Genomic DNA, 20,930 nt, shown 5'->3' on the forward strand with positions numbered 1-20,930 from the left:
GCGGGCCGGGCGGGATGCCCGGCCCACGGCCGTCGCGGGTGTTACGCCGGAGCGCCGGTGATGCCGCTCCAGAGGATGCCGATCACGATCGCGACCCCGGTGGCGACGGCCACCGCCCCATGGCCGACGTCACTCGCCGACGGCGGATCGAAGTGGAACGGCAGATCGCCGCTCTCCGAGTAGGCCGGGGACACCGACCCGCCGTTCGGGCCGGGCACCAGCCTCGGGATCCCCTCGGTGCCGGGCGCCGGGCCGGGTGACACGTTCGGCACCCGGTTGGTGTTCGGGCTCTCCTTGGGCTGGGTCGCCGGGACCGGGATCGGGTACGGGCGGTACGGCTGCTTCGGATCCGACTTGTCCTTGCTCGGCCCGTAGAAGATCAGCCCCGGGAACTTGCCCGGCTCCATCCAGATGTCCAGCCGCTTGCCGTCCGGGGTCGGGATGCCCTTCATGCTGGGAATCGCCGGACCGGCCTTGACCGTGATGCCCTTGCCCTTCAGCTCGGCCTGGAGCTCCCGGATGTATCGCTCGATCTGAGGCTTGCCCTCCGCCTTGCCGGCCGCGTTGCCCGGCTTCACCTCCCAGATGTAGACGGTGTCCTCGCCCCACATGATGATGTCGGCCTTGCCGGAACGGCCGTCGCCGCTCTTGTGCGCCCGCGGGATGGTGTTCCGCTTGGCGCCGCCCGGCCCGAGGTCGGCGGTGACGTCCCGGTGCAGCCCGAACCGGAACAGGATGGCCCACCAGGAGATCAGCACCGTGAGGTTGTGCCAGCTGGACTGGTTGCCGCCACGGTTGCCGCCGCCGTCCGGGTCGCGCGCCGGCATCCGGCCGTCCGGGTCGGCCAGCGTGACCGGGTTGTGGTCGGAGTAGCCGTACCCCTGCATCTGTTGCGGCTGGGACGGGCTGGTGACCGGGTCGACCGAGAGGAACCGGCCGAGCCCGGGATCGTACGGCCGGGCGCCCAGCTGGGTCAGGCCGGTGGTCGGATCCTGGATGCCGCCGACGAACCCGCGCTGGTTCGGCCACACCGACGGCGCCGAGCGCTCTTCACCGAACGCGGTGGTCCGCCGGCGTGTGATCGCGCCGGTGACCGCGTCGATCGCGACCATCGCGGTGTTCTGGTGGTCGCCGCCGAGGAACTGCACGCCGGTCTTCGTCCGCATGGCGACCTGCTTGTCGCCGAACGTGTAGTACCGGGTGGCGTCGACGGCCTTGGTGGTCGTGTTCAGCCGCAGCTCGGTGCCGGGCAGGTAGAGCGTGACCGCCCCGGGCTCGCGCCGGAGCCAGCGGTTGCCGTCCGGCCCGTACACGTAGCTGGTGCTCTGCGTGCCCTCGCGGACCACGCTGATCCGGTTCTCCTCGTCCCAGTCCAGCGTCTGCGCCTTGCCGGGCAGGTTCCGGGCGGTCGTGTTGCCGGCCTCGTCGTAGCCGAACGCCGAGGTCTTCGTGCCGGACGCCGTGGTCTCGACGACCGAGCTGACCGCGTGCGGCTGCGGCTTCTCGTACTTGTACTCCTTGCTGACGTCCGTCCCGCCGTTGACGCCGTGGCGCACCTCGGTCTTGCGGTTGCCGGCCAGGTCATAGGTGTACGAGTGGTGGTACGGCGCCGCGCCGCCCACCCCGGTCGTGTCCGCCCCACCGGCGCACGGGTCGGCCGCCGTGCTGGCGCTGGTCCACGCCTCGGTCAGCCGGCGCAGCCCGTCGTTGGTGAAGCACTGCACGTCCCGGGTGCCACCGGCCGGGGTGTCGGCGATCCGCTTGACGTTGCCGGCCGCGTCGTAGGTGTAGTTGGCGTCCAGGTCGACGACCGGCGCCATCTCCCGGTCGACCCGGGCCTTGGTCAGCCGGTCGGTGCCCTCCTCGTAGTTCCAGGTGAACCAGGCCTGCTTGCCGCCGGTGTTCAGCTCGATCTGCATGAGCGAGCCGGTGTGCGTGTACCGGGTCTCGGTCCCGGTCACGTACGGCGTGTCGCCGGTCATCCCGATCGGCCGGTCGAACGCGTCGTACGTCCAGGTGACGCCCTCGGCCTCGAGCCCGCCGGCCTTCGGGTAACCGACCGCCTGCGGGGTGCCGTCCCGGTTGAACGTGGTGCCGTACTCGTAGGTGCCGTTCAGCTCGGGGTTCGGGTCGTTCTTGACGATGTACCGGGTCTTCGCGGGGCGGTAGAACGCGTCCCGCTCGAAGTAGGCGACGCCGTACTCGGCCGTCCCCTCGAACCGCCGGGTGAAGTCGATCTGGTTCTTCAGGGCCCGGTCGAACACCCACTCGCTGATCTTGGTGCGGGTGGCGCCCTCACCCCGGTAGGTGGCCGTCTTCCGGCCGATGTCGTCCCAGTCGTGGCTGAGCACGGCGCCGTCGGCGGTGGTCTGGGTGAGCACCTGGTCGAGGTCGTCGTACGTGGTCTTCACGGTGCCCGCGTCCGGTGACGTGGCCTCCTTGAGCCGGCCGCGCTGGTCGTACACGTTGCGCCAGACGTTCTGCGCCGCGTCGGTGTAGGTGGCCACCTGACCACCCGGCGTGTACGTGTACTTCACCGTCTCGTGGTCGCCGGTCGGCCCGGCGCCCTTGTACTGCCACAGCTCGGCGACCGTGTTCCGGGCGTTCATGATCGTCGTGGTCGGCGTGCCGCCCTCCGGCGGGTCGACGTGCACCCGGTCGCCGCCGTAGGTGGTGACCGTCCGCCACTTGTCGTTGCCCGAGACGGCCTGGATCTCCACCTTGGGCCGGTCGGCGCCGTCGTACTCGGTGCGCTTCTGCCCGGACACCGAGCCGTCGTTCACCTCGATGATCCGGTCGCCCGGGGCGCCGGCGGCCAGGTACTCGTCGTTGACCTTGGCGACCTTGCCGGTGGCCGTGTAGAACGTGTCGGCGACCAGGCGGCCGCCCGGTCCCGGCCGCTGGCTCTGCCGGATCCGGCCGAACCCGTCGTACAGCTCGAAGGTGGCCACATAACTGCCGTCCACATCGATCTTCTCGGTGCGGGTGACCAGTGGCAGATCCTTGCGCTGGTAATAGGTGTGCTTGACGCTGGGCGTCTGCTTGGCCGCCTTGGAGCGGTCGGCCAGCCACACGTCGGTGACCCGGCCCAGCGGGTCGTAGTCGGCCTCGTCCCGCCGGCCGTTGGCGTCGACGTGTGCGGTCTCGGCGCCCCAGGCCGGCGCGTACTCGACGGTCTTGTCCCAGAGCAGCGGGTTGGTCTCGACCATCTTGACGAGCAGGCCGTCGGCGTTGTGCGTGTAGGCCTTCTTGGTCAGCCGGCCGAGCCCGTTCTTGGACCACTCCTCGCGGCCCCAGGCGTCCGGGTCACTCTCGGAGACCGTCTTGTACGTCGCCGTGGTGCCGTTGTGCGACGCGAGCCGGTCGACCTTGGTGACGTAGCCCTGCTCCGGGGCCACGCCGAAGCCCTTGGTGTCGTAGTAGGTGCGCTTGTCGTCGATGACCTGCTTGCTGCGGTCGACCGGCTGGCCGCACTTCACGGCCACCGTCTCGACCCGGGCCACCCGGGCCAGCACGCCGGTGGTGGTGTTGGTGACGTACGACGTGGTGGTGCACTGGTCGTCGGCCGCGGTGCCGATGTCGCCCAGGTCGTCCACCTCGGTGGCCACGCCGTACTTCTTGTCGTACGTGGTGATCTGCTTGGTCTCGCGCCACCCGCCGCTGTCCAGCGCGACCTGCTTGCGCACCGTCTCCGGCCGGACGATGGTCGACCGCCGCGAACCCCACGTCTCGGTCTGGGTGTGGGTGATCTGCCGCCACGGCGTGGTGGCCGAGCGTTCCACCACCTTCGACCCGTCGTACGTGACCGAGCTGGCCTCCAGGCCCATGAATTCCCGGACGTCGGTGGTCTTCTGGCCGAGCTCGTCGGTCAGCGTGCCGTCCATGCCACGGAAGAACTTCTTGTCCTCCCGGGTGGTCATCCGCTGGCCGTCACCCTTGCGGACGCGCACGTCCTCGTAGCCGCGCCAGTCGCTCCAGGTGACGTACTTGGCGTCGGTGATGCCGTCCGGCTCGGGCTTGCGCCAGCCGGCGTCGCCGATGTACTCGTAGCTGGTCACCATGTCGAACGACTTGGCGGTGCGGTCGGTCTCGATGGTGCGTTCCACCACGTACTTGTGGAACCAGTCGGTGATCGGCTCCTTGACCGAGTCCGACGGCGACCACTTCACCGGGAAGCAGCGCTTGGTGCTCTCCCCCGGCTTGGGCAGGCTGCCCGACGCGCAGTTGACCGGCGCGTAGTTGATGTCGAGCTGGCCGCCGGTGTCGGTGTAGACGGCCGCCAGCCGGAAGCGGATCAGCGGCGAGATGTGGTCGCCGGGCTTGTCCACCCGGTTGGGCAGCTGAATGCCGTAGAGATCGACCGACGGCAGCGAGGCGCTGCCACCGACCAGGCCCTTGTGGGTGATGCCGTTGAGCCAGAGGGTACGGCTGCCGTCCGCGTTGTCGACGAACAGATGCTTGAGCGCCCACGAGTCGACCGGCGTCCAGTCGCCGCCGGACCGGATCTCGGTGCGGATCTCGGTCAGCCGCTTACGCGTCCAGAAGGTCGGCGCGCTCTGCTGGATCGTGCACTTCTTGTCGGCCGCGCAGTTGCGGTCGTACGGGACGTCCGGCCAGTTCCGCGCGGTCGACTTCTTCAGGTCGCCCTCGCCGCACTTCACGGTCGCGGTGGGCAGGCAGCGCTCGGCCGTGCCGAAGACCACCCGGGCCGGCGCGTCGGTGCTGTAGACCTGGCCGTCCCGCTGGCCGTAGTCGATGTGCTGGAGGTAGCCGCCGCGGTCGTACTTCGTACCCTTGACCTTGCTCTTGCCCCGCAGCGCGTAGTGGTTCTCCTCCGGCTTGTAGAAGAACGAGACCACGTTGCCGAAGGTGTCCTTGACGTAGTCGAGGTTCCACCGCCAGCCCTGCTGGCACCAGCCCTTCTCGAAGGTCGAGGCGTGGCACGGCTCCTTGTCGTCGTCGCCGAAGACCGGAACGGTCCACACCGACTTCGTCTCGGTCCTGCCGGCCGACCAGCCGGGCAGCTTGTTCAGGCCGAAGAAGTACTGCTTGCCGTCCGGCGTGGTGACCTTCCAGTGCTCACCGTTGTCGTCGTCGTTCTTCCCGTCCTCGGCCAGCCGCTTGATCGTGGTGCCGTCGTCGCTGGCCAGCTTCCAGTTGTTCTCGTCGACCATGACCAGCTCGCTGGACGAGCCGCCGAGCATCATCGTCGCGTTGTACCGGGCCCAGCACTGGTCGGCGACCTTCTTGTGGCCGTCGTCCCGGCACGGCCGGTACCGCCGCTCGATGAAGCCCGGCTCGTAGGTGAAGCCCTCACCGATCCAGGAGCCCTGGTTGTTGGTGGCCGAGGTCTCCCCGTCCACCGTCTGCGACGAGTAGGAGAGGGTGACCTCCGGGGCGAGACCGCCCGGCACCGGCGGCACCCGCGTCGGGTACGACCAGTTCAGCCCGCCCGCCGACTCGTTCACCGACCAGGTCGACGACGGCGGCAGCTTGGTCGCGGCGAAGCTGCCCTGGGCCGACTCGGCCCCACCGGCCAGCCCGAACACCGCACCGCCGGAGGCGGCCGCGGCCGAGGCGGACCGGCGCGCGGCGGCCGGCGGCGCGGCCGGCACCTCGAAGGTCGCGGTGGCGGTGCGATCGGTGGCGTCGACGTCGGTCTCGACGTCCTCCGGCTCCACGCAGGCCTCGTCGTCCGGGGTGTCCGCGACACACGAGGGCAGCTCGACCACGCGCAGCCGGGAGCCGAAGTCGGCGCCGTACGCGTTGCCGAAGTCGGCGAAGCCGACCTTGAGCCGCGCCGAGACCGCGCCGGTCCCGCCGTCGGACCGGCTCAGCCGCAGCAACGGGCCGTCCACGCCGGCCCGCTCGGAGAGATCCGGGTCGAGCACCTCGACCCGGACCTTCGCGTCGGCCGCGGCGGCCTTCTTCAAGCCCGCCGGCGGAGGCTCGGGCGCGACGACCAGACCGCCGATCGTCACCCCGTCGGAGTCGGACAGATCGACCTCACCGGTCGCCGCGTCCGGCCAGGTGGCCGTCGGCGGCTCGGTGACCTCGGCCTCCGCCGCCGGGTCCTCCTCCCGGTCCTTCACCGGCACGACCGTGCCCTCGGCCGGCGGCTTCAGCTCGGGCAGGCCGGGGCCGGAATCCTCCGCCGCGAAGGCCGCCCTCGGCACCAACAGGATGGTGGCGACCAGCGCCAGGACAAGCACGAACGGCCATAGCCGAGCGCGCACCACTACCGAGACCATGACGACTCCCCAGGTCGACGCGTTGGACAGAATGTGGAGCGGTCCGGTCAGATCCCGGTGAGCTCGGTGGGCAGGGCGAGGCGTTGCACCAGCGTCGGGTCGGCGGCGCCCTCGTACACACGGACGTCGTCGATCACCCCGGCGAAGAACTGGCCCCAGGCGCCGTTCTGCTTGGCCCGGGCCACCTGGAAGCCGCCCGTGGCCTGCCACACCTTGTCGTGCCGGCCCTGGGCCGCGTCGGCCAGCTGACCGTTCACGTACAGGCGGACCTCGTTGGTGAAGGCGTTGTAGACCACCGCGAGGTGGGTGCCGGAGTTGCCGGCGCCGGGCAGCACCTGGTCGTCGAGGATGTCGTCGCTGACCGGGTTGGCCTTGTCCTCGGTCGGCAGGTTCAGCTCCCAGCGGTTGCCCGCCGAGCAGCGCACGACGAAGCCGCTGCTCTGGGTGCCGGCCTGGGACAGCACGGCCATGTTCTTGCCGCAGCCGTTACCGGCGAGCCGGACCCGGGCGCTGACCGTGAAACTCCGGTCGGTCGCCGCGATCGGCGCCGTCGTGGCGGCGTAGTCGTCCACCCCGTCGAACCTCAGGTGCCCGGCGCCGACCAGGGCCGGCTCGGCGAACGGGTCGTCGTTCAGGTTCGGCGCGTAGAGCACCGGGTTGCCGCCGGTGGTCAGAGCCGGCCCGCCGGTCGCCTCCGGGGTGCTGTTCTGGGCCAGCGTGTTCATCGTCCAGTAGGCCGAGCGGAACGGCACCAGGTCGAACAGCTCGCGGACCTCCTTGGGCACGATCAGCCGCCGGTAGACGGCCACGTCGGCCAGGTCGCCGGTCCAGGCGCCGCGGTACCCGGACGGGCCGGTCGCCCGGCCGATCTGCACCGGGCCCCGGGCGGTCCAGGCCGAGCGCCGGGGCGCCGACGCGGTCACCGAGCCGTCGTTCACGTGCAGCGTGATCGAGCCGATCTCGCTGTCGTAGGTGGCGACCAGGTGGGTCCACTCGTTGAGCAGCGCCGGGCCGGCCAGCACCGACCAGTCACCCAGCGACAGCACGTCGCCGACCGGGACGCGGAACGCCCACTTCCGGCTGGCCGCGTCGTAGCCGAGGGTGAAGCCGGCCTCGCCGGATCCGTCCTGGCTGACCGCGGTGGCGTTGCGTGAGCTGTCGGTGAGGCGCACCCAGGCGCTGACCGAGAACGACTTGCCGGTGTCCACCACGGTCCGCGCCGAGGTGGCCAGGTTGGCGTCGGCCGTGCCGTCGAAGCGGGCCGCGAAGTCGCTGCGGCCGCCCGGTCCGGGCACCCCGAAGCCGACGCCCCGGCCGGCCGTGGCCGGGTGGAGGTCGCCCTCGCCGTTGCTGTCGGCCGCGGCCGACGATCCGGCCGGGTCGTTCAGCGCCCACTGCCCGGCCGCGCCGACCGTGGCCACCCGGAAGTGGCAGATCGCGATCGGCGACTTCTTGTTGGCCTGGTCGATCGCCTGCACGGTGACGAAGTTCGGTCCGTCGCTGGTCGGCATCCACCGCCGGGACACCGGCCCGCCGAGCGAGGTCGGCGTCAGCTTGTTGTCCGGCAACGGGTTTCCGTTGAACCCGTAGATGTACTCCTTCACGTCGGTGGCCGCCGAGTCGAAGGTGAAGCCGCCGTACGTGCCGATGCTGCCACGCCACTCGGCGTCGTCACCGGCGCAGTTCGACGTGGTGTCGGAGACGTCGCCGGGCAGATATTCCGGCGAGTCGATGTCGGGCGCGGTCGGCTGCGTCTTGTCGAAGACGAACTCGCACCGGCCGCTCCACCCGCCCCATTCCCTGGTGTCGTAGGCCCGGGCCTCCCAGCCGATCACCACGTTCTGCGGCAGGTCGGACGGCAGCGTGACGTTGAACTGGCTGCCGCTGGCCTTGTACGAGGAGATCGGGATCGTCCGGCTGGTGGTCGGCGCGCCGGCCGGCCAGTACACCTTGATCTCGCCCTTGACCTGCTCGGTGTGCTTGCTGGAGTGGTCCGGGTCGCGGAACACGGCGAACGCGCGCGGCGGCACGTCGCTGAACGGCCGGTTGGCGCCGGTGACGCAGGCGCCACCCGGCGACATGGTCATCTCCGAGGTCTTCGGCGCGGCCGGCGGGCGGTTGTAGTTCACCGAGAGCACCGCGTTGTTGCAGAACCGCTTGACGAAGTGGATGTCGCTCTCGTTGTCGGCGCGGATGCCGAACGTGGTGGTGGAGTCCTTGTCCTTGACCGCGTTCCGCACCGCGGTGGTGGCGTTGAAGCCGACGTTCTGGTTCGTCGTCGTGCACGAGGACTGCTTGCCGGTCGGCGACCTGGTGTCGACCTTGTCGCTCCAGCTGCCCTTGCCGCCCGGCTGGTTGTTCCAGTTCGTCTTGGACGAGATGCCCGAGGGCATGCGGTAGAGCGAGACGTCGCGGGCCGACGAGTCGTACGTGTGCACCATCGTCACCCGGAACTCGGCGCTGATGATGTGCTTACCGACGTACGGGGTGGACAGCGCGTAGAACAGCCGCTTGACCACCGACCGGTTGCAGCCGCTGGGGCAGCGCCCGATCCGCTCGTGCGACTCGTTGTCGAACTTCCAGTACTCCTCGGTCGGGTAACCGCTGTCGACCATGGCCCAGCCGCTGCGGGTGGTCGACGACCACACCGGGTCGATCGCCACCGGGTACTGGGTGTCCGGCCCGGTCAGCAGGTCGATGTCCGGGGTCAGCGTGAGCTTGCCGTCGCCGACGGCCACGTCGACCGTGGACACCTGCGCCGACTCGGACGGGCCGTTCAGCACCGGCGGCAGGTTGGGGTCGTCGGCGGCGACCGCGAGCCGGCTGTCGGTCTGCGGGTCGGCCGGCGGGGTCGAGTCCCACATGGTCGGCGCGCCGCCCTCGAAGACCGGCTGGCCGGTGGCCTCGTCGGTGGCGACCAGGCCGCCCTCCTCGTCCGGGGCCACCGTCACGCCCTCGGTCTGCAGGCCGAACTCCAGGTCGTGCAGCTTCTCGTTCTTCGCCGCCTCGGCGTTCTTCACCACCAGCACGTGCGAGAAGCCGGACGGCGTCACGGTGATGACCAGGTCGACGCCCTCGAGCACCTCGGCGTAGGTCGCGTGGCTGCCCTCGATGACCGGCGTGGGCAGGTCGCCCAGCAACCAGTTCAGGTTCAGCTCCCGGCCGGCCTTGTCCGCCTGGATCAGCGGCTCCGCGCCCTCGCCGTCGGTGATCCGCAGGGACGTGGCGGCGGCCTTCGGGCCGATCGTCCCGTCCGGGCGCTCGACCAGATCGGTGTCGACGTCCACCCACCGGCCGTCGCGCATCATGCGCACCGGCTCGGCGTGTTCCTCGGCGGTCAGCGTGCCGTCCGGGTTGGCGTACACCTCACGCTGCTCGTCGCGGAAGGCCAGGACCTCCACGCGTTCGCCCGAGGCCTCGGCCAGCCCGACCGCCGCCTCCTCGGTCTCGGCCACCGGTCCGGTCTCCGCGGCGGCCGCCGCCGGCCGGGGTGTCTCCGGCGCCGCGTGCGCCGGGACCGGCGCGGCGATCAGCAATCCGACCGTGGCGATCAGCGCGAGCGTTCTCCGTGCGGCCATGCCGCCCTCCTCCTTCATGAAAAGTCTCATCGCTGCCGCCCTCAGCCGATCGCCGAGCCGGGGTTCTGGTACGTCACGGCCGGGGTCTTCTTCCCCGCCGCCAGATCGGCCCAGAGGACACCGTGGAGCTGGTTCTGCCGCGGGCTGGCGACCCAGAGCCGCCCACCGGACGACCCGAGGTACGCCCCGAGCAGCTCACCGTCGGCCGGCGAGCCGGGCAGCGACGTCGAGCTCCGCTGCACCATCAGGCCGGACGGGGTGACCGGGTCGGTGGCCGCGCCGAAGACGTTGATCAGGCCCGCGTCGGCGACCCCGCTCAGGTCCTCGCCGGGCACGCCGACCGCCGCCTGCAGGGTGGCCGCGGTGGCCTCGTCGGCCGGCTTGGTGCTGACCAGCGTGACCTTCTCGCCGAAGTAGTCGCCCGCCTCGGCCGGCTCGCCGTTGGCGAAGGTGTTCTGGGTGATGCCGCCGAGCGAGGTGAGAGCCGTGGCGGTCAGCTTGTAGCGCTGCACCCGCCCCGCGTCACCCACCGCGTCGACGTCCTCGCCGGGCACGCCGACGAACAGCATCGACACCGGGGTGCCGGCCGCGGTGCCCACCGGGCGGTACGCGGCCAGGGCCACCGACTTGCCGAAGTTGTCGTTCGCCTCGGCCGTCTCCACGGTGCTCTGGTCGATCGTGACCAGCGCCTTGGGCAGCCCGGACACCAGCTCGTGGGTGTTCACCTGCACGGCGCCGGCGAAGGCGGCCGAGCCGATGGTGCGGCCCGGCAGGCCGAACGCCAGGTGGTGCGGCGAGCCGGCCACCGAGTAGCCGAGCCGGTCGTCGGTCTTGGCCGGGGCGGGCAGGCCGGATCCGGCGTAGAGGGTGGCGTTGACCGCGCCGCGTACGTAATGGACCAGGCCCGCGTCGATCACCGTGCCCACGTCCTCGCCGGGCACGCCGACCACCAGATAGCCCTCGCCGGCCGCGGTCCGGCCGGCGGTGACCGACCAGCCGAACCAGTCGGCGGCCTCGGCGTCGTCACCCCAGCCGGTGGAGTTCTGCGTGTACCAGAGCGTCCCCGGGCCCCGGCCGAGACCGGCCGGCGAGCCCAGGATCAGCGCCACCGCACCGGCGTCGGCGACCGAGCCGGCCTCCTTGAACGGCACACCCACGGCGAGGTCGGCGCAGCCGTCGTTGTTCGCGTCGTACGCGGCCACCGAACGACCGAACTGGTCGCCGGCCGCGCTCGAGCCACCGACGTTCTCCTGGGTGACCGTCTCGGCCGGCCGGGTGCCGCCGTAGATCACCGAGACCTGCCCGGCGCCGTCCTTGCCGCCGGCGTCGGCGTCCGGGTCACCCGCGGCGACGTCGGAGACGCCGTCGCCGTTGAAGTCGGACTCGGCGCCGGGCGTGCAACCGCCGGCCGGCGGCGCGGTCAGGTAGGTGTTGAACTCGCAGGACTTGTCCCAGTCGGAGCTGCCGGTCACGCCGTCGGAGACCTTGACCCGCCAGGAGTAGTTGCCGCCCTCGACGAACTGCCCGGCCGGGACGGTGGTGAAGACCGTGCCCGTCCTCGCGGCCAGGTTGATCGTGGTGCCGCCGAGCTTGGTCGTCTCGCCGACCCGGTACCACTCGAAGTCGATGGTCAGCGCGTTGGCGTCGGCGTCGCTCACGCTGACCTGGAGCTTGGGCGTCAGCGTGTTGATCGCCGGGCGGCTGGTGCCGGTCTTGCAGGAGGTGGCCGGGTCGGTGCTGCGCGCGGTGATCAGCGGCGGCGCCTGGTAGTTGACCACCGCCACCGGCACCTCGGCGGCCGCACCCTGGCTGCTGCGGAACTGCTTGAAGCCGGCCGTCTTGGTCTCGTCCTGGGCGCGCAGGCCCATGTGCGCCAGGGCGCTGTTGGCCTTGGCGAAGTGCTGGAAGAACGCCTTGCCGTCGATCTCCACGGTGCCGTCGGCGCAGTTGGTGCTGCCCTTGGTCTGGGTCGAGGTGGCCGACGCGGCCGAGGCCCAGGTGGGCTGGCTCGCGTACGTGTGGGTGGTGTTGGCCGCGGTGGTCGTCCAGATCTGCCAGCCGGTCGCCGTGCAGGTGTGCGACCAGAAGTTCAGGAACTTCACCGACGCGCTGGTGATGTGCTTGCCCGAGAGCACCGCGGAGTCCCAGGTGATGAACGATCGGGCGATCGTCGGCGGGTCGGTGGCGTAGAGGCCGAGCCAGAGGTCGTTCGCGGTGTGCGCGTTCGTGCTGGTCGACTGCCGGACGTAGGTGTCGAAGGTGACCCGCGCCGGGTTCAGCGCCGGGTCGATGGTGATCGGGTACGCCCGGGCCGGGTCACGCAGCCAGCGGGCGTCCGGGCGCAGCACCAGGGCCAGGCCCCGGCGGTCGCGCTCCACAGTGGTGCGCACCGCCGTCGTGGTGGCGGGCACGCCCGCCGGGGTGAGCTTCGCGTCCCACATCTCCGGCTGGGGGATCTGCATGGTGGCGCCGCCGGCCGCCGATTTCAGCGTGACCGAACCATTCGCGCCGCGGACGTGCTGAGCCGCGCCCGGACCGCTGAGCCGGAACCGGACCGCCCCGATCCGCGCCGCGGCGGCCTTGTCCCGCACCACCAGCAGCTGCTCGAAACCGGTGCGCGAGGCCCGGACGACGAGGTCGACGCCGGGCAGGGCCTCCGGATAGGTGGCCTCCGAACCGGACAGCCGCGGCGCCGGAAGCTTGCCGGTCCAGTGCATCGCCACGCGCTCGGCGCCGGCGCCGACCGCCGCCAGCTCGTGGTCGCCGGCCGGACGCTCGCCGGCCAGGACCAGGTCGCCCGGGTGCGCCTTGGGGACCACGACGTCGCCGCGGGCCTCCAGCGTCGGGTCGATCGTGATCCACCGGCCGTCCCGGCGCATCCGCACCGTGCCGGCCGAGATGTGTGCCTGGAGGTCGCCGTCGGGCTTGGCCCAGACCTCGGTGGTCGGCGAGGTCAGACTTTCGACCTTGACCGGCTTCCCGTCGGTGCGTGCGGCAAGCAGCGCACGTCCCTCGGCGGTCAGCGGCGCCAGCGCCTCGGTTGTCGTCTTCTCATTGCGGGTGACGGCAACAGCAGCCACCGCGATCGACACGGCCAAAGAGGCCGTGGCCGCAATCCGGACACGCCGGATCCACGGACGTCTGTTCATCTGGTCATCCCCCGTCAGGACTCAGAGTCACGTCTGTGGATGAAGCTAGCCGTCCGGTGATCTCCGCGTTGTCCCGTGTCGATGGGTGCCAGATACAGGAATTTTCTTCGTGTTCCTCAGCGTCCGCAGGTCAGAGGCCCTTTGAGGCAGCCGGGACAACTAAGGAGACGTAAAGGTTGTGTCCGAAGGGATGAGTGCGGATCGGCCGAACCGTCAGGCGTCCGGGGTCGCGGCCCGGGCCATGTGGGCGGCGTACCAGGCCGGCCAGTTCTCGTCGAAGACGCCGCCCAGCTCCTTCTTCTCATACTCGCCGTGCGCCGCCGCGGCGTCGCGCAGCGCCTGCTCGAGCTCGGCCACCGAGCGATAGACCAGTGTGAAATCCATGGCGACATCCTTTCCCAGACAACCGTCGATGCGTCGTGACTTAAAGCACAAGAAAGGTTGTGTCCGAACGGCTGACGGAATACGGACCGAACGGCGAAACGATCTCCTTCGATGCCGTCGTGATCGGACTGACCTGGGAAAAGGGGCCCACTGTCGGGTTTGGACATAACCCCGGAAAGCTCAATTCGGATCAATACGGATCGGTAGCATGTCGAGCACGTGCTGCAACCGCCGCATGATCATTCCGTGTCGTCACCGGGAGGACGAGTGTCGACAGGGCCGCTGCAGCGCCACCCCACACGGGTCGGCCTCCTGCGTCCCCGGCTGATCGACGCGCTGGGCGGGCTGCGGACCGCCCGGCTGGCGATCGTCGCCGCCCCGGCCGGCACCGGCAAGACCACCCTCCTGGCCCAGTACGCGCACGGCTGGCCCGGCGCGGTCGGCTGGTGGCAGGTCGAGCCGGGCAACGCGACGGTCGACGCGGTGGTCAGCGGCGTGTGGCGGGCGGTGGGCGGTCAGGGCGCCGACGAGCGACCGCGGAGCCTCGACGAGCTGGCCGGCCGGTTGGCCGCCGCCCCACCCGACGAGCACCTCCTGATCATCGACGACCTGCACTACCTGAACGGCACCGACGCCGAGGCGGCCCTCGAAGCGCTGATCCTCCGGGCGCCCGGCGCGCTGCGCGTCCTGATCGGGACCCGGCGCATGCCCGGCTTCAACCTCGCCCGGCACGAGTTCTCCTCCACCACCGTGGTCAGCGCCGAAGACCTGCGGTTCCGGTCGTGGGAGGTGGAATACCTGCTGTCCGACGTCTATCGCGAGCCACTGCCGCCGGACGACGTCGCCGCGCTGACCCGCCGGTTGAACGGCTGGGCGGCCGGCGTGCACATGTTCCACCTGTCGACCGGCGCGCGGTCGCTGGCCGAGCGGCGCCGGGCCATCGCCGCGCTGGACGGCCGGTCCGCGCTGACCCGCGGCTACCTGGCCCGCACGGTGCTGGCCGAGCTGCCGGCCGACCTGCGCGAGTTCATGGTCCGTACCTGCGTCTTCGAGACCTTGACCGCGGCCCGCTGCGAGCGGCTGCTCGACCACCCGGGCCACAGCGCCCGGCTGCTGGCCGAGCTCGACCGGCGGCAGGCCTTCACGTCCACCAGCGACGGCGGCCAGACCTACCGCTACCACGACGTGCTGCGCGCCCACCTGGGCGGAACGCTGGCCGAGGAGCTGGGCGAGGCGGGCGCCCGCGCGTGGCACGCCCGCGCGGCCGAACAGCTCGTGGCCGAAGGGGCCCGGGTCGAGGGCGCCCGCGCGTACGCCCGGGCCGAGGAGTGGGCCAAGGTCCGCGGCCTGCTCGACGAGCTGGGCGGCCAGGTCGCCGAGGAAGACATCGAGCCGTGGCGTGAGCTGCTGCCCGGCTGGCTGGTGGCCGGCGACCCGTGGCTGATCTACGCCGAGGCCCGCCAGCTGCTGGGCCGGGGCCGGCTGACCGGCGCGGTCGAGCGGCTGCGGCAGGCCGAGGAACACATGGGCGACGAGCGCAGCCGGTCGCCGGTCCGCGCCCTGCGCCACGCGATCGCGGTCTGGCTGCCGGGCGGCCACGCGCCGGCCGGCCCGGGCCTCGGCCGGTTACGGTCGGCGGTCCGCGGCCACCCGGCGCTGACCGCGAGCACCTCGGCCGACCAGCCGCTGGTGGCCGCGCTCGCCCACCTGATCGCCGGTAACGTGGCCGAGGTCCGCCGCACCCTGCCCGAGCGTTCGCCCGAGGCGGCCGACCTGCCCGAGCTGGGCGCCCGGCTGCTCGACGCGGTGCTGGCCACCTCCGGCCGGCACCCCGAGGCCAAGGCCTGGCTGGCCGCGGTGCTGGCCGACGCCGAACGCGCCCGGCTGCCGTGGCTGGTCCGGCTGACCCGGGCCGGCGCGGCGCTCAGCGGCGACGCCGACGCGCTGGCCGACGCGCGTGCGGTGATCCGCGAGTGCGACCGGGACGCCGACGAGTGGGGCGCGGTGCTCGCCCTGGGGATGATCTGCCTGGCCCGGTCGCTGGCGGCGGAGCCCGACGCGGCCGATGTGGACGACGCCGCGGCCTGGCTGGAGCGCTGCCGCGAGGTGGACGCCGCCGCCCTGGCCGCGTGGGCCCAGTCGCTGCTGGCCCTGGCCGCGGCGCGGAACTCGCTGGCCGACGCCGAGCTCGAGGCGCAACGGGCCGACGCGCTGGCCCGGTCGGCCGGCGTGCCCGGGGCCCGGGTGGCCGCGCTGGCCGCCGCGGCCCGGTGCGGCGCCACCCGCGCCGACGTCCCGGCGCTGGCCGTCGAGTGTGGCCTGCCGGCCGCGGTCGCCGCCGCCTGGGCCGGGAACGCCGCCGGCCGGGCCACGGCCGACGAGCCGCCCGAGATCGAGGTGTGGTGCCTGGGCGGTTTCCGGATCCGCCGGCGCGGCGTCGAACTCGACCTGTCGCTGATCAAGCCACGCACCCGGGCGGCGTTGCGGCTGCTGGCCACCTACGCCGGCCGGCCGGTGCACCGCGAGAACCTGATCGAGGCGCTCTGGCCCGACATGCCGATCGCCCAGGCCACCCGCAGCCTCCAGGTGGCGCTGTCCAGCCTCCGCACGTTCCTCGAGCCGGGCCTCGGGCGCGGCCAGTCCGAGCTGATCGTGCGCCACGGCGAGGCGTACGAGCTGGCCCTGCCCCGCGGCGGCGTCAGCGACGTGGCCCGGTTCCGCGCCGCCCTCGGCGAGGCGCAGCGCTGTGAGCTGGCCGAAGACACCCCGGGCCGGAGGTACGCGCTGCGGGTCGCCCTGCACGCGTACGGCGGCGAACTGCTCCCCGAGGACGGCCCGGCGGAATGGGTCGTGCCGGAACGCGCCCTGCTCCAGCGCCACGCCGCCGAGGCCGCGGCCGACCTGGCCCGGCTCCAGCTCGACGCCGGGGCGGTGTCCGACGCCATGCTGACCGCCCGGCGCTGCGTCGAGATCGACCGGTACAGCGACCCGGGCTGGCGGCTGCTGATCGAGGCCTGCGAGCTGGTGCCAAGCCCGGCCGCCGCGGCCCGGGCGAAACGCGGCTACGCCGACATGCTGGCCTCGCTCGGCATCACCGCCGGGCCGAGCGAGACCCTGGTCCGCAACGCTTCCTAACCTCGCTTGAGGAACTCCAGCTCGCCGATCCCGCAGAAGGTCTTCTTGTCGTCGTAGCACGAGATGATCGTCAGCCGGACCCGCTTGACGTTGCTCACCTTGACCTCGAAGCTCTGCGGGCCCGGCTTGTCCTGGAGCACCAGCGGGAACGCCTTCTGCTCGTTGTCCTCGTTCGTCGTGGTGACGATGATGTCGTGCGGCCGGCCCTCGGAGATGAACTTCTTCTGCTCCTTCGAGACACCCGCGTTCACGATCACGTTGAGCAGGCGCACCGGCTGGTCGAAGGTGCCCTCGATCCAGGCACCGGCGAATGGTTTCTGCGGCGACCAGAACCGGTTGGTCGCGGTGTCGGCGACCAGGGTCGGGTCGGCGCCGTAGATCGAGGTGGACGCGTGCAACTCCTTCGCCCGCACCGGCGCCGGGTCACCGGTGCGGTCCCGCACGGCGGTGATGGCGCGCTGGAGGTAGACCTTGGTCGGCAGCACGGTGAACGCGGCCACCACCAGACCGATCACCGCCAGCACCGCGATCAGCCGCGGCAGCATGCTCCGGCCGCGTTGCACCCGCCGGGTGCCCGCGTCGTACCGCCGGCCCTTGCCCCGGATCTTGTCCCGGAGCCGCCGCCACCACGACTTCTTCTTCTCGTCGGCCGGCCGGGCCAGCAGGTGGCCGCAGGACCGGCAGAACTTGCGGGTGGCCAGGTTGCCGACGCCGCAGTTCGCGCACTCGATGTCGCCGGGGGTCTCGGTCGCCGGCTCGTCGGTGACCACCGGGGTGTACCGGCGCTGCTTCGCGTCCGGCTGGACCAGCCGGATGCCGGTGTCGGGGGCGGCGGCCTCCTCGACCGGCTTCGGCGCGGGCTCGGGCGGGCGCGGGGCCAGCGGCTCCGGCCTGGGCTGCGGCGGGCGCGGCGCCTCGTCGACGACCGGCTTGGCCGGTTCCGGCGGCTTCGGCGGTTTCGGCGGCAGCGCGGTGTCGGGCGCCGGAGGCGTCACCGGCTCGGCGGTGGTGGTGCCGCCGCCGCGCGCGGTCTGCGTGGTGGCGGCGGACGTCTTCGCCGGCTCGTCACCGGCCCATTCGAGGAACGTGCCGCACTCGCCGCAGAACTGTGTGCCGGGCGGGTTCCGGGTCCCGCACTCCGGACAGACGATCATTTATCTCTCCTCGTACCCGATATCTCAGGACTGCTCGATCTCGAGGGTCACCCGCACGTGCGCGGGCACCGCGTCGACCACGGCCGAACGCAGCCGGGCGGCGTCGACCGTGGCGGGATCGGCCACCCGGACCTTGACGGTCACCCACGGCGGCTCGTCGCCGGGCACGTCCTCGCCGGGCTGCTCGCTCGATCGGCAGACCCCGCTGTCGGTGATCTCGACCTCGCCCCCGGTGAGCAGCCGCACCTGCCACTCCAGCGCGTTCGTGGTGCCGCGCCGGCCGTGCAGGTAGACCGCGTTGGCGACCAGCTCGCGCTTCTTGGCCATCGGCCAGGCGTCGTCCAGCGGGAAGGCCACCCACTGCGACAGCCAGGCCAGGAAGTCGGGCGGGGCGAGGCGCGGATCGAGGTACGACGGGAACGAGTCCAGGGTCAGGAACAGCGGCGCCAGCACGTCGTCGAGCCCACTGGTGAACCGCTGGGTGAACTCGTCCTCGTGGTACACTGCGGGCAGGCGCTCGCCGATCGGATGCGGTGTCGGGACGCCGGGGGTGCCGAGGCGCATCAGTGGCTCCCCGTCACCCGGACCTGGTGCCCGAACGAGAACGGCAGCGCGTTGCCGGGCAGGTCGAGCCGCTGCACCGGGTTGCCGCGCTGGCCGGTGATCGGGTCGGCGCCGAACAGCCGCACGTCCTCGACCAGGTCGACGCCGGGCAGCCGCTGCAGCACCGCGTAGATGTCACCGGCCTGCACCGGGCGCCCGAACGGCCACCCGTCGCCCTCGGGCCCGCCGAAGATCGGGTCGAGGTACGCGTACAGCGCGTCGCGGGACTGTTCGCGGACGTCCTCCGGGGTGCTGCGCCGGCGCGCCACGACCGACGCCACCACCGTGACGCCCTGGTAGTACGGCGGCTCGACCGAGATCCGGGCGCCCAGGCAGCGCCGCTCGTCGAGGTAGCGGGCGATCCGGGCGAGCATGTCCGGCTTGGGCTTGAGGTCGGCGAAGTCGGTGGTGCCGTCGTCGCTGGGCGCGACCGCGGGCACCACCAGCACGCGGACCGCCGCCGAGTCGGGACCCACCGGCACGCACCGCACCCGGGCCGCCTCGGGCGCGGCCTCCCGGGCCAGCAGCTCGTAGTCCTCGGCGGTCACCGCGCGATACCGCGTACGCAGGCTGAGCGGCCCGCGCACCGCGGCGTCCTTCACCGTCTCGCCGTCCACGCCACCGGAGGCCGGGCGGCGGTTGGTCACCGTGCTGACGAACGGCACCGGGTTCCGCTGCACGGTCAGCGAGTCGCGGGCCACGTTGCCCCGCCGGCCGCCGCCGGTCAGATAGCGCCGCACGCGGATCGGCGCGCCCTTCGGCGGCACGTCGCCGTAGTAGCGAAGATCGCCGGACGCCTCCCGGACGACCGGCCCGAAGACCACCTCGCCGCTGTTCCGGTCGACCATGAAGTGCAGGTCCTCCGGGCCGGACTCGGAGAACGACGACACCTCGCGCCACTCCTGCCAGCCGTCGCCGCCGGCCACCTCGAGGACCATCGGCTCGTCGGAGGCGACCACCGGGCGGCGGGCCAGCGGGAACCGCTGGGCCGGCACGCCCTCGGAGAGGCTGAGCGTCTCGTCCCGCACCACCTCGGCGTGCACCGCGCGGGTGGTACCGCCGACCGTGCTGGCCACGGCCGAGGTCAGCTTGGGCGACAGCCGGTACGGCGGCTGGCCGACGTCCGGCTCCACCACCTTGCACCGCAGCCACCCGGCCCGCTGCCGGCCCAGTACCGACGCGGCGTGCGAGGCCGGCAGGTGCAGGATCACGTCGCCGGTCCGGTTGAAGCCACCGGTCGAGTCCTTGCCCACCTCGCACGGCACCCAGCCGTCGCCGTCCCACGCGGTCCACTCCCACGGTGGGTAGCGCGGGTCGACGCCGACGCCTTCCGCCTCGCACTCGACCCGGAGCAGCACGGCGCCGCCGGGCACCGGGTTGGACAGGCCGAAGTAGACCGCGTCGCCGGCCTGCGGCTCGGTGGTGTAGACCGGGATCGGCACCCCGGACTTCAGGTCCTCGGTGCGTTCGACCGGGTTGCCGTCGGACGTCGCGGTCATCATCCGCTCCAGCCGGGACGGCTCGATCCGCAGCTCCTTGAGCGTGGTGAAGACGATCGGGTCGGCGGTCTCGGTCGGCGCCGTGGCGACCTGCGAGTTGCCCGGCACGGTGACCACCTCGTCCTGCACCGCGGACAGCCAGAAGGTCACGTCGGCCGAAGCCATCGTGGGCGGGAGCAGGGACACCCCGATCAGGTCGAGGAAGCGCAGCAGGTGCAGGTCGGGCATCCGGTTCATGCGGTAGATCAGCTGATCGGTCATGAACGCGAACGTCTCGATGAGCGTGACACCGGGGTCCGACACGTTGTGGTCGGTCCACTCCGGGTTCCGCTCCTGCACCATCCGCTTCGCCTCGTCGACCAGATCCTGGAACCGGCGGTCGTCGAGGTTGGGCACCGGCAGCGGCATCAGTTTCCTCCGGTAATACGGGCCATGGCGGACGGGCCGGCCTCGATCTCGTCCTGGGCGTCGCCGCCGCGCGAGGGGATGACATAGAAGGGGAAGACCAGGTTGCGGGGGTCGTTGGTGCCGCGGATGGCGTAGTCGATGTCGATCAGCAGCGTCTCGGAGCGGCCCGGCGCGAAGCCGACGCGTACGTCGAGCAGCTCGATGCGCGGCTCCCAGCGCTCCAGGGAGACGCGCACCTCGTACGCGATCCGCCCGGCCGTGGACGCGTCGGCCGGCGCGAAGACCAGCTCGTGGATGTTGCACCCGAACTCCGGCCGCATCGGGCGCTCGCCCGGGGCGGTGCCGAGGATCAGCCGGATGCTCTCGACGATCTCGCGGTCGCCACGCACCAGCGCGATCGAGCCGGTGGCGTCGGTGCGCAGCGGGAACGCCCACCCCGCGCCGACGAACCGTTGCGGATCCTGCATCGTGTCAGCCCCCTCAGCCGATCAGCACGGTCGGGCAGCCGGGCGGCAGGATCGGCGCGCCACAGCCGGACTTGTCGCCCACCCGCGCGGCCGGCTTCCCGCCGATCAGCACGGTCAGCGACCCGGGCGGGATGATCGGGGTCGGCGGGTGCGGCGGCTGCGGGAACGAGCAGGTGTGCAGGTCGCCGACCACGGCCGCGGGCATGCCACCGATCAGCACGGTCGGCACCCCGGGACCGGTGATCACCCCGGGGTGCGGGGTCATGTCGGTGACCCGGGCGGCGGGCATGCCCATGACTGCT

The 20,930-nt window shown here is 72.0% G+C and carries 10 protein-coding genes; 1 reads left to right on the forward strand and 9 read right to left on the reverse strand.

Translation table 11 applies throughout. The features are described from left to right. Positions 1-41 precede the first annotated feature (41 nt). From AB0O15_RS36705 to AB0O15_RS36720, 4 genes are all read right to left on the reverse strand, one after another. Positions 42-6,251 carry an RHS repeat-associated core domain-containing protein gene (locus AB0O15_RS36705; RefSeq protein ID WP_364328788.1) on the reverse strand — a complete coding sequence of 2,070 codons (6,210 nt, stop codon included), beginning with the start codon at positions 6,249-6,251 and terminating at the stop codon, positions 42-44. A gap of 47 nt (positions 6,252-6,298) precedes the next feature. Then, positions 6,299-9,829 (reverse strand): LamG-like jellyroll fold domain-containing protein, encoded by a 3,531-nt coding sequence (locus tag AB0O15_RS36710; RefSeq protein WP_364328791.1) that lies wholly within the window; start codon positions 9,827-9,829, stop codon positions 6,299-6,301. A 41-nt stretch (positions 9,830-9,870) separates the two neighbouring features. After that, complete coding sequence (locus AB0O15_RS36715) at positions 9,871-12,978, reverse strand: DNRLRE domain-containing protein (RefSeq protein WP_364328793.1); 3,108 nt, start codon at positions 12,976-12,978, stop codon at positions 9,871-9,873. Positions 12,979-13,191: 213 nt separating this feature from the next. Continuing rightward, on the reverse strand, positions 13,192-13,362 hold the full coding sequence (locus tag AB0O15_RS36720) for a hypothetical protein (protein WP_364328796.1): 171 nt from the start codon (positions 13,360-13,362) through the stop codon (positions 13,192-13,194). A 267-nt stretch (positions 13,363-13,629) separates the two neighbouring features. Between AB0O15_RS36720 and AB0O15_RS36725 the strand changes: the two genes are divergently transcribed. After that, positions 13,630-16,497, forward strand: a complete 2,868-nt coding sequence (locus tag AB0O15_RS36725; RefSeq protein WP_364328799.1) for a winged helix-turn-helix domain-containing protein — start codon at positions 13,630-13,632, stop codon at positions 16,495-16,497. Here the strand turns inward: AB0O15_RS36725 and AB0O15_RS36730 are convergent. The 5 genes from AB0O15_RS36730 to AB0O15_RS36750 are packed head-to-tail and all read right to left on the reverse strand — an operon-like array spanning position 16,494 to position 20,923. Then, a complete protein-coding gene (locus AB0O15_RS36730) occupies positions 16,494-17,651 on the reverse strand; it encodes a zinc ribbon domain-containing protein (protein WP_364328802.1) in 1,158 nt (385 codons plus the stop codon). The genes AB0O15_RS36725 and AB0O15_RS36730 overlap by 4 nt on opposite strands. 24 nt (positions 17,652-17,675) lie before the next feature. After that, on the reverse strand, positions 17,676-18,215 hold the full coding sequence (locus AB0O15_RS36735; RefSeq protein ID WP_364328805.1) for a phage tail protein: 540 nt from the start codon (positions 18,213-18,215) through the stop codon (positions 17,676-17,678). Further along, positions 18,215-20,161 (reverse strand): putative baseplate assembly protein, encoded by a 1,947-nt coding sequence (locus tag AB0O15_RS36740; RefSeq protein ID WP_364328808.1) that lies wholly within the window; start codon positions 20,159-20,161, stop codon positions 18,215-18,217. The genes AB0O15_RS36735 and AB0O15_RS36740 overlap by 1 nt, the downstream gene beginning before the upstream one ends. Further along, on the reverse strand, positions 20,161-20,628 hold the full coding sequence (locus AB0O15_RS36745) for a GPW/gp25 family protein (RefSeq protein ID WP_364328811.1): 468 nt from the start codon (positions 20,626-20,628) through the stop codon (positions 20,161-20,163). The genes AB0O15_RS36740 and AB0O15_RS36745 overlap by 1 nt, the downstream gene beginning before the upstream one ends. Positions 20,629-20,641: 13 nt before the next feature. Beyond that, complete coding sequence (locus AB0O15_RS36750) at positions 20,642-20,923, reverse strand: PAAR domain-containing protein (protein ID WP_364328814.1); 282 nt, start codon at positions 20,921-20,923, stop codon at positions 20,642-20,644. Between the last annotated feature and the right edge of the window lie 7 nt (positions 20,924-20,930).

It is taken from the genome of Actinoplanes sp. NPDC089786, assembly GCF_040684855.1.
Lineage (GTDB): Bacteria > Actinomycetota > Actinomycetes > Mycobacteriales > Micromonosporaceae > Actinoplanes.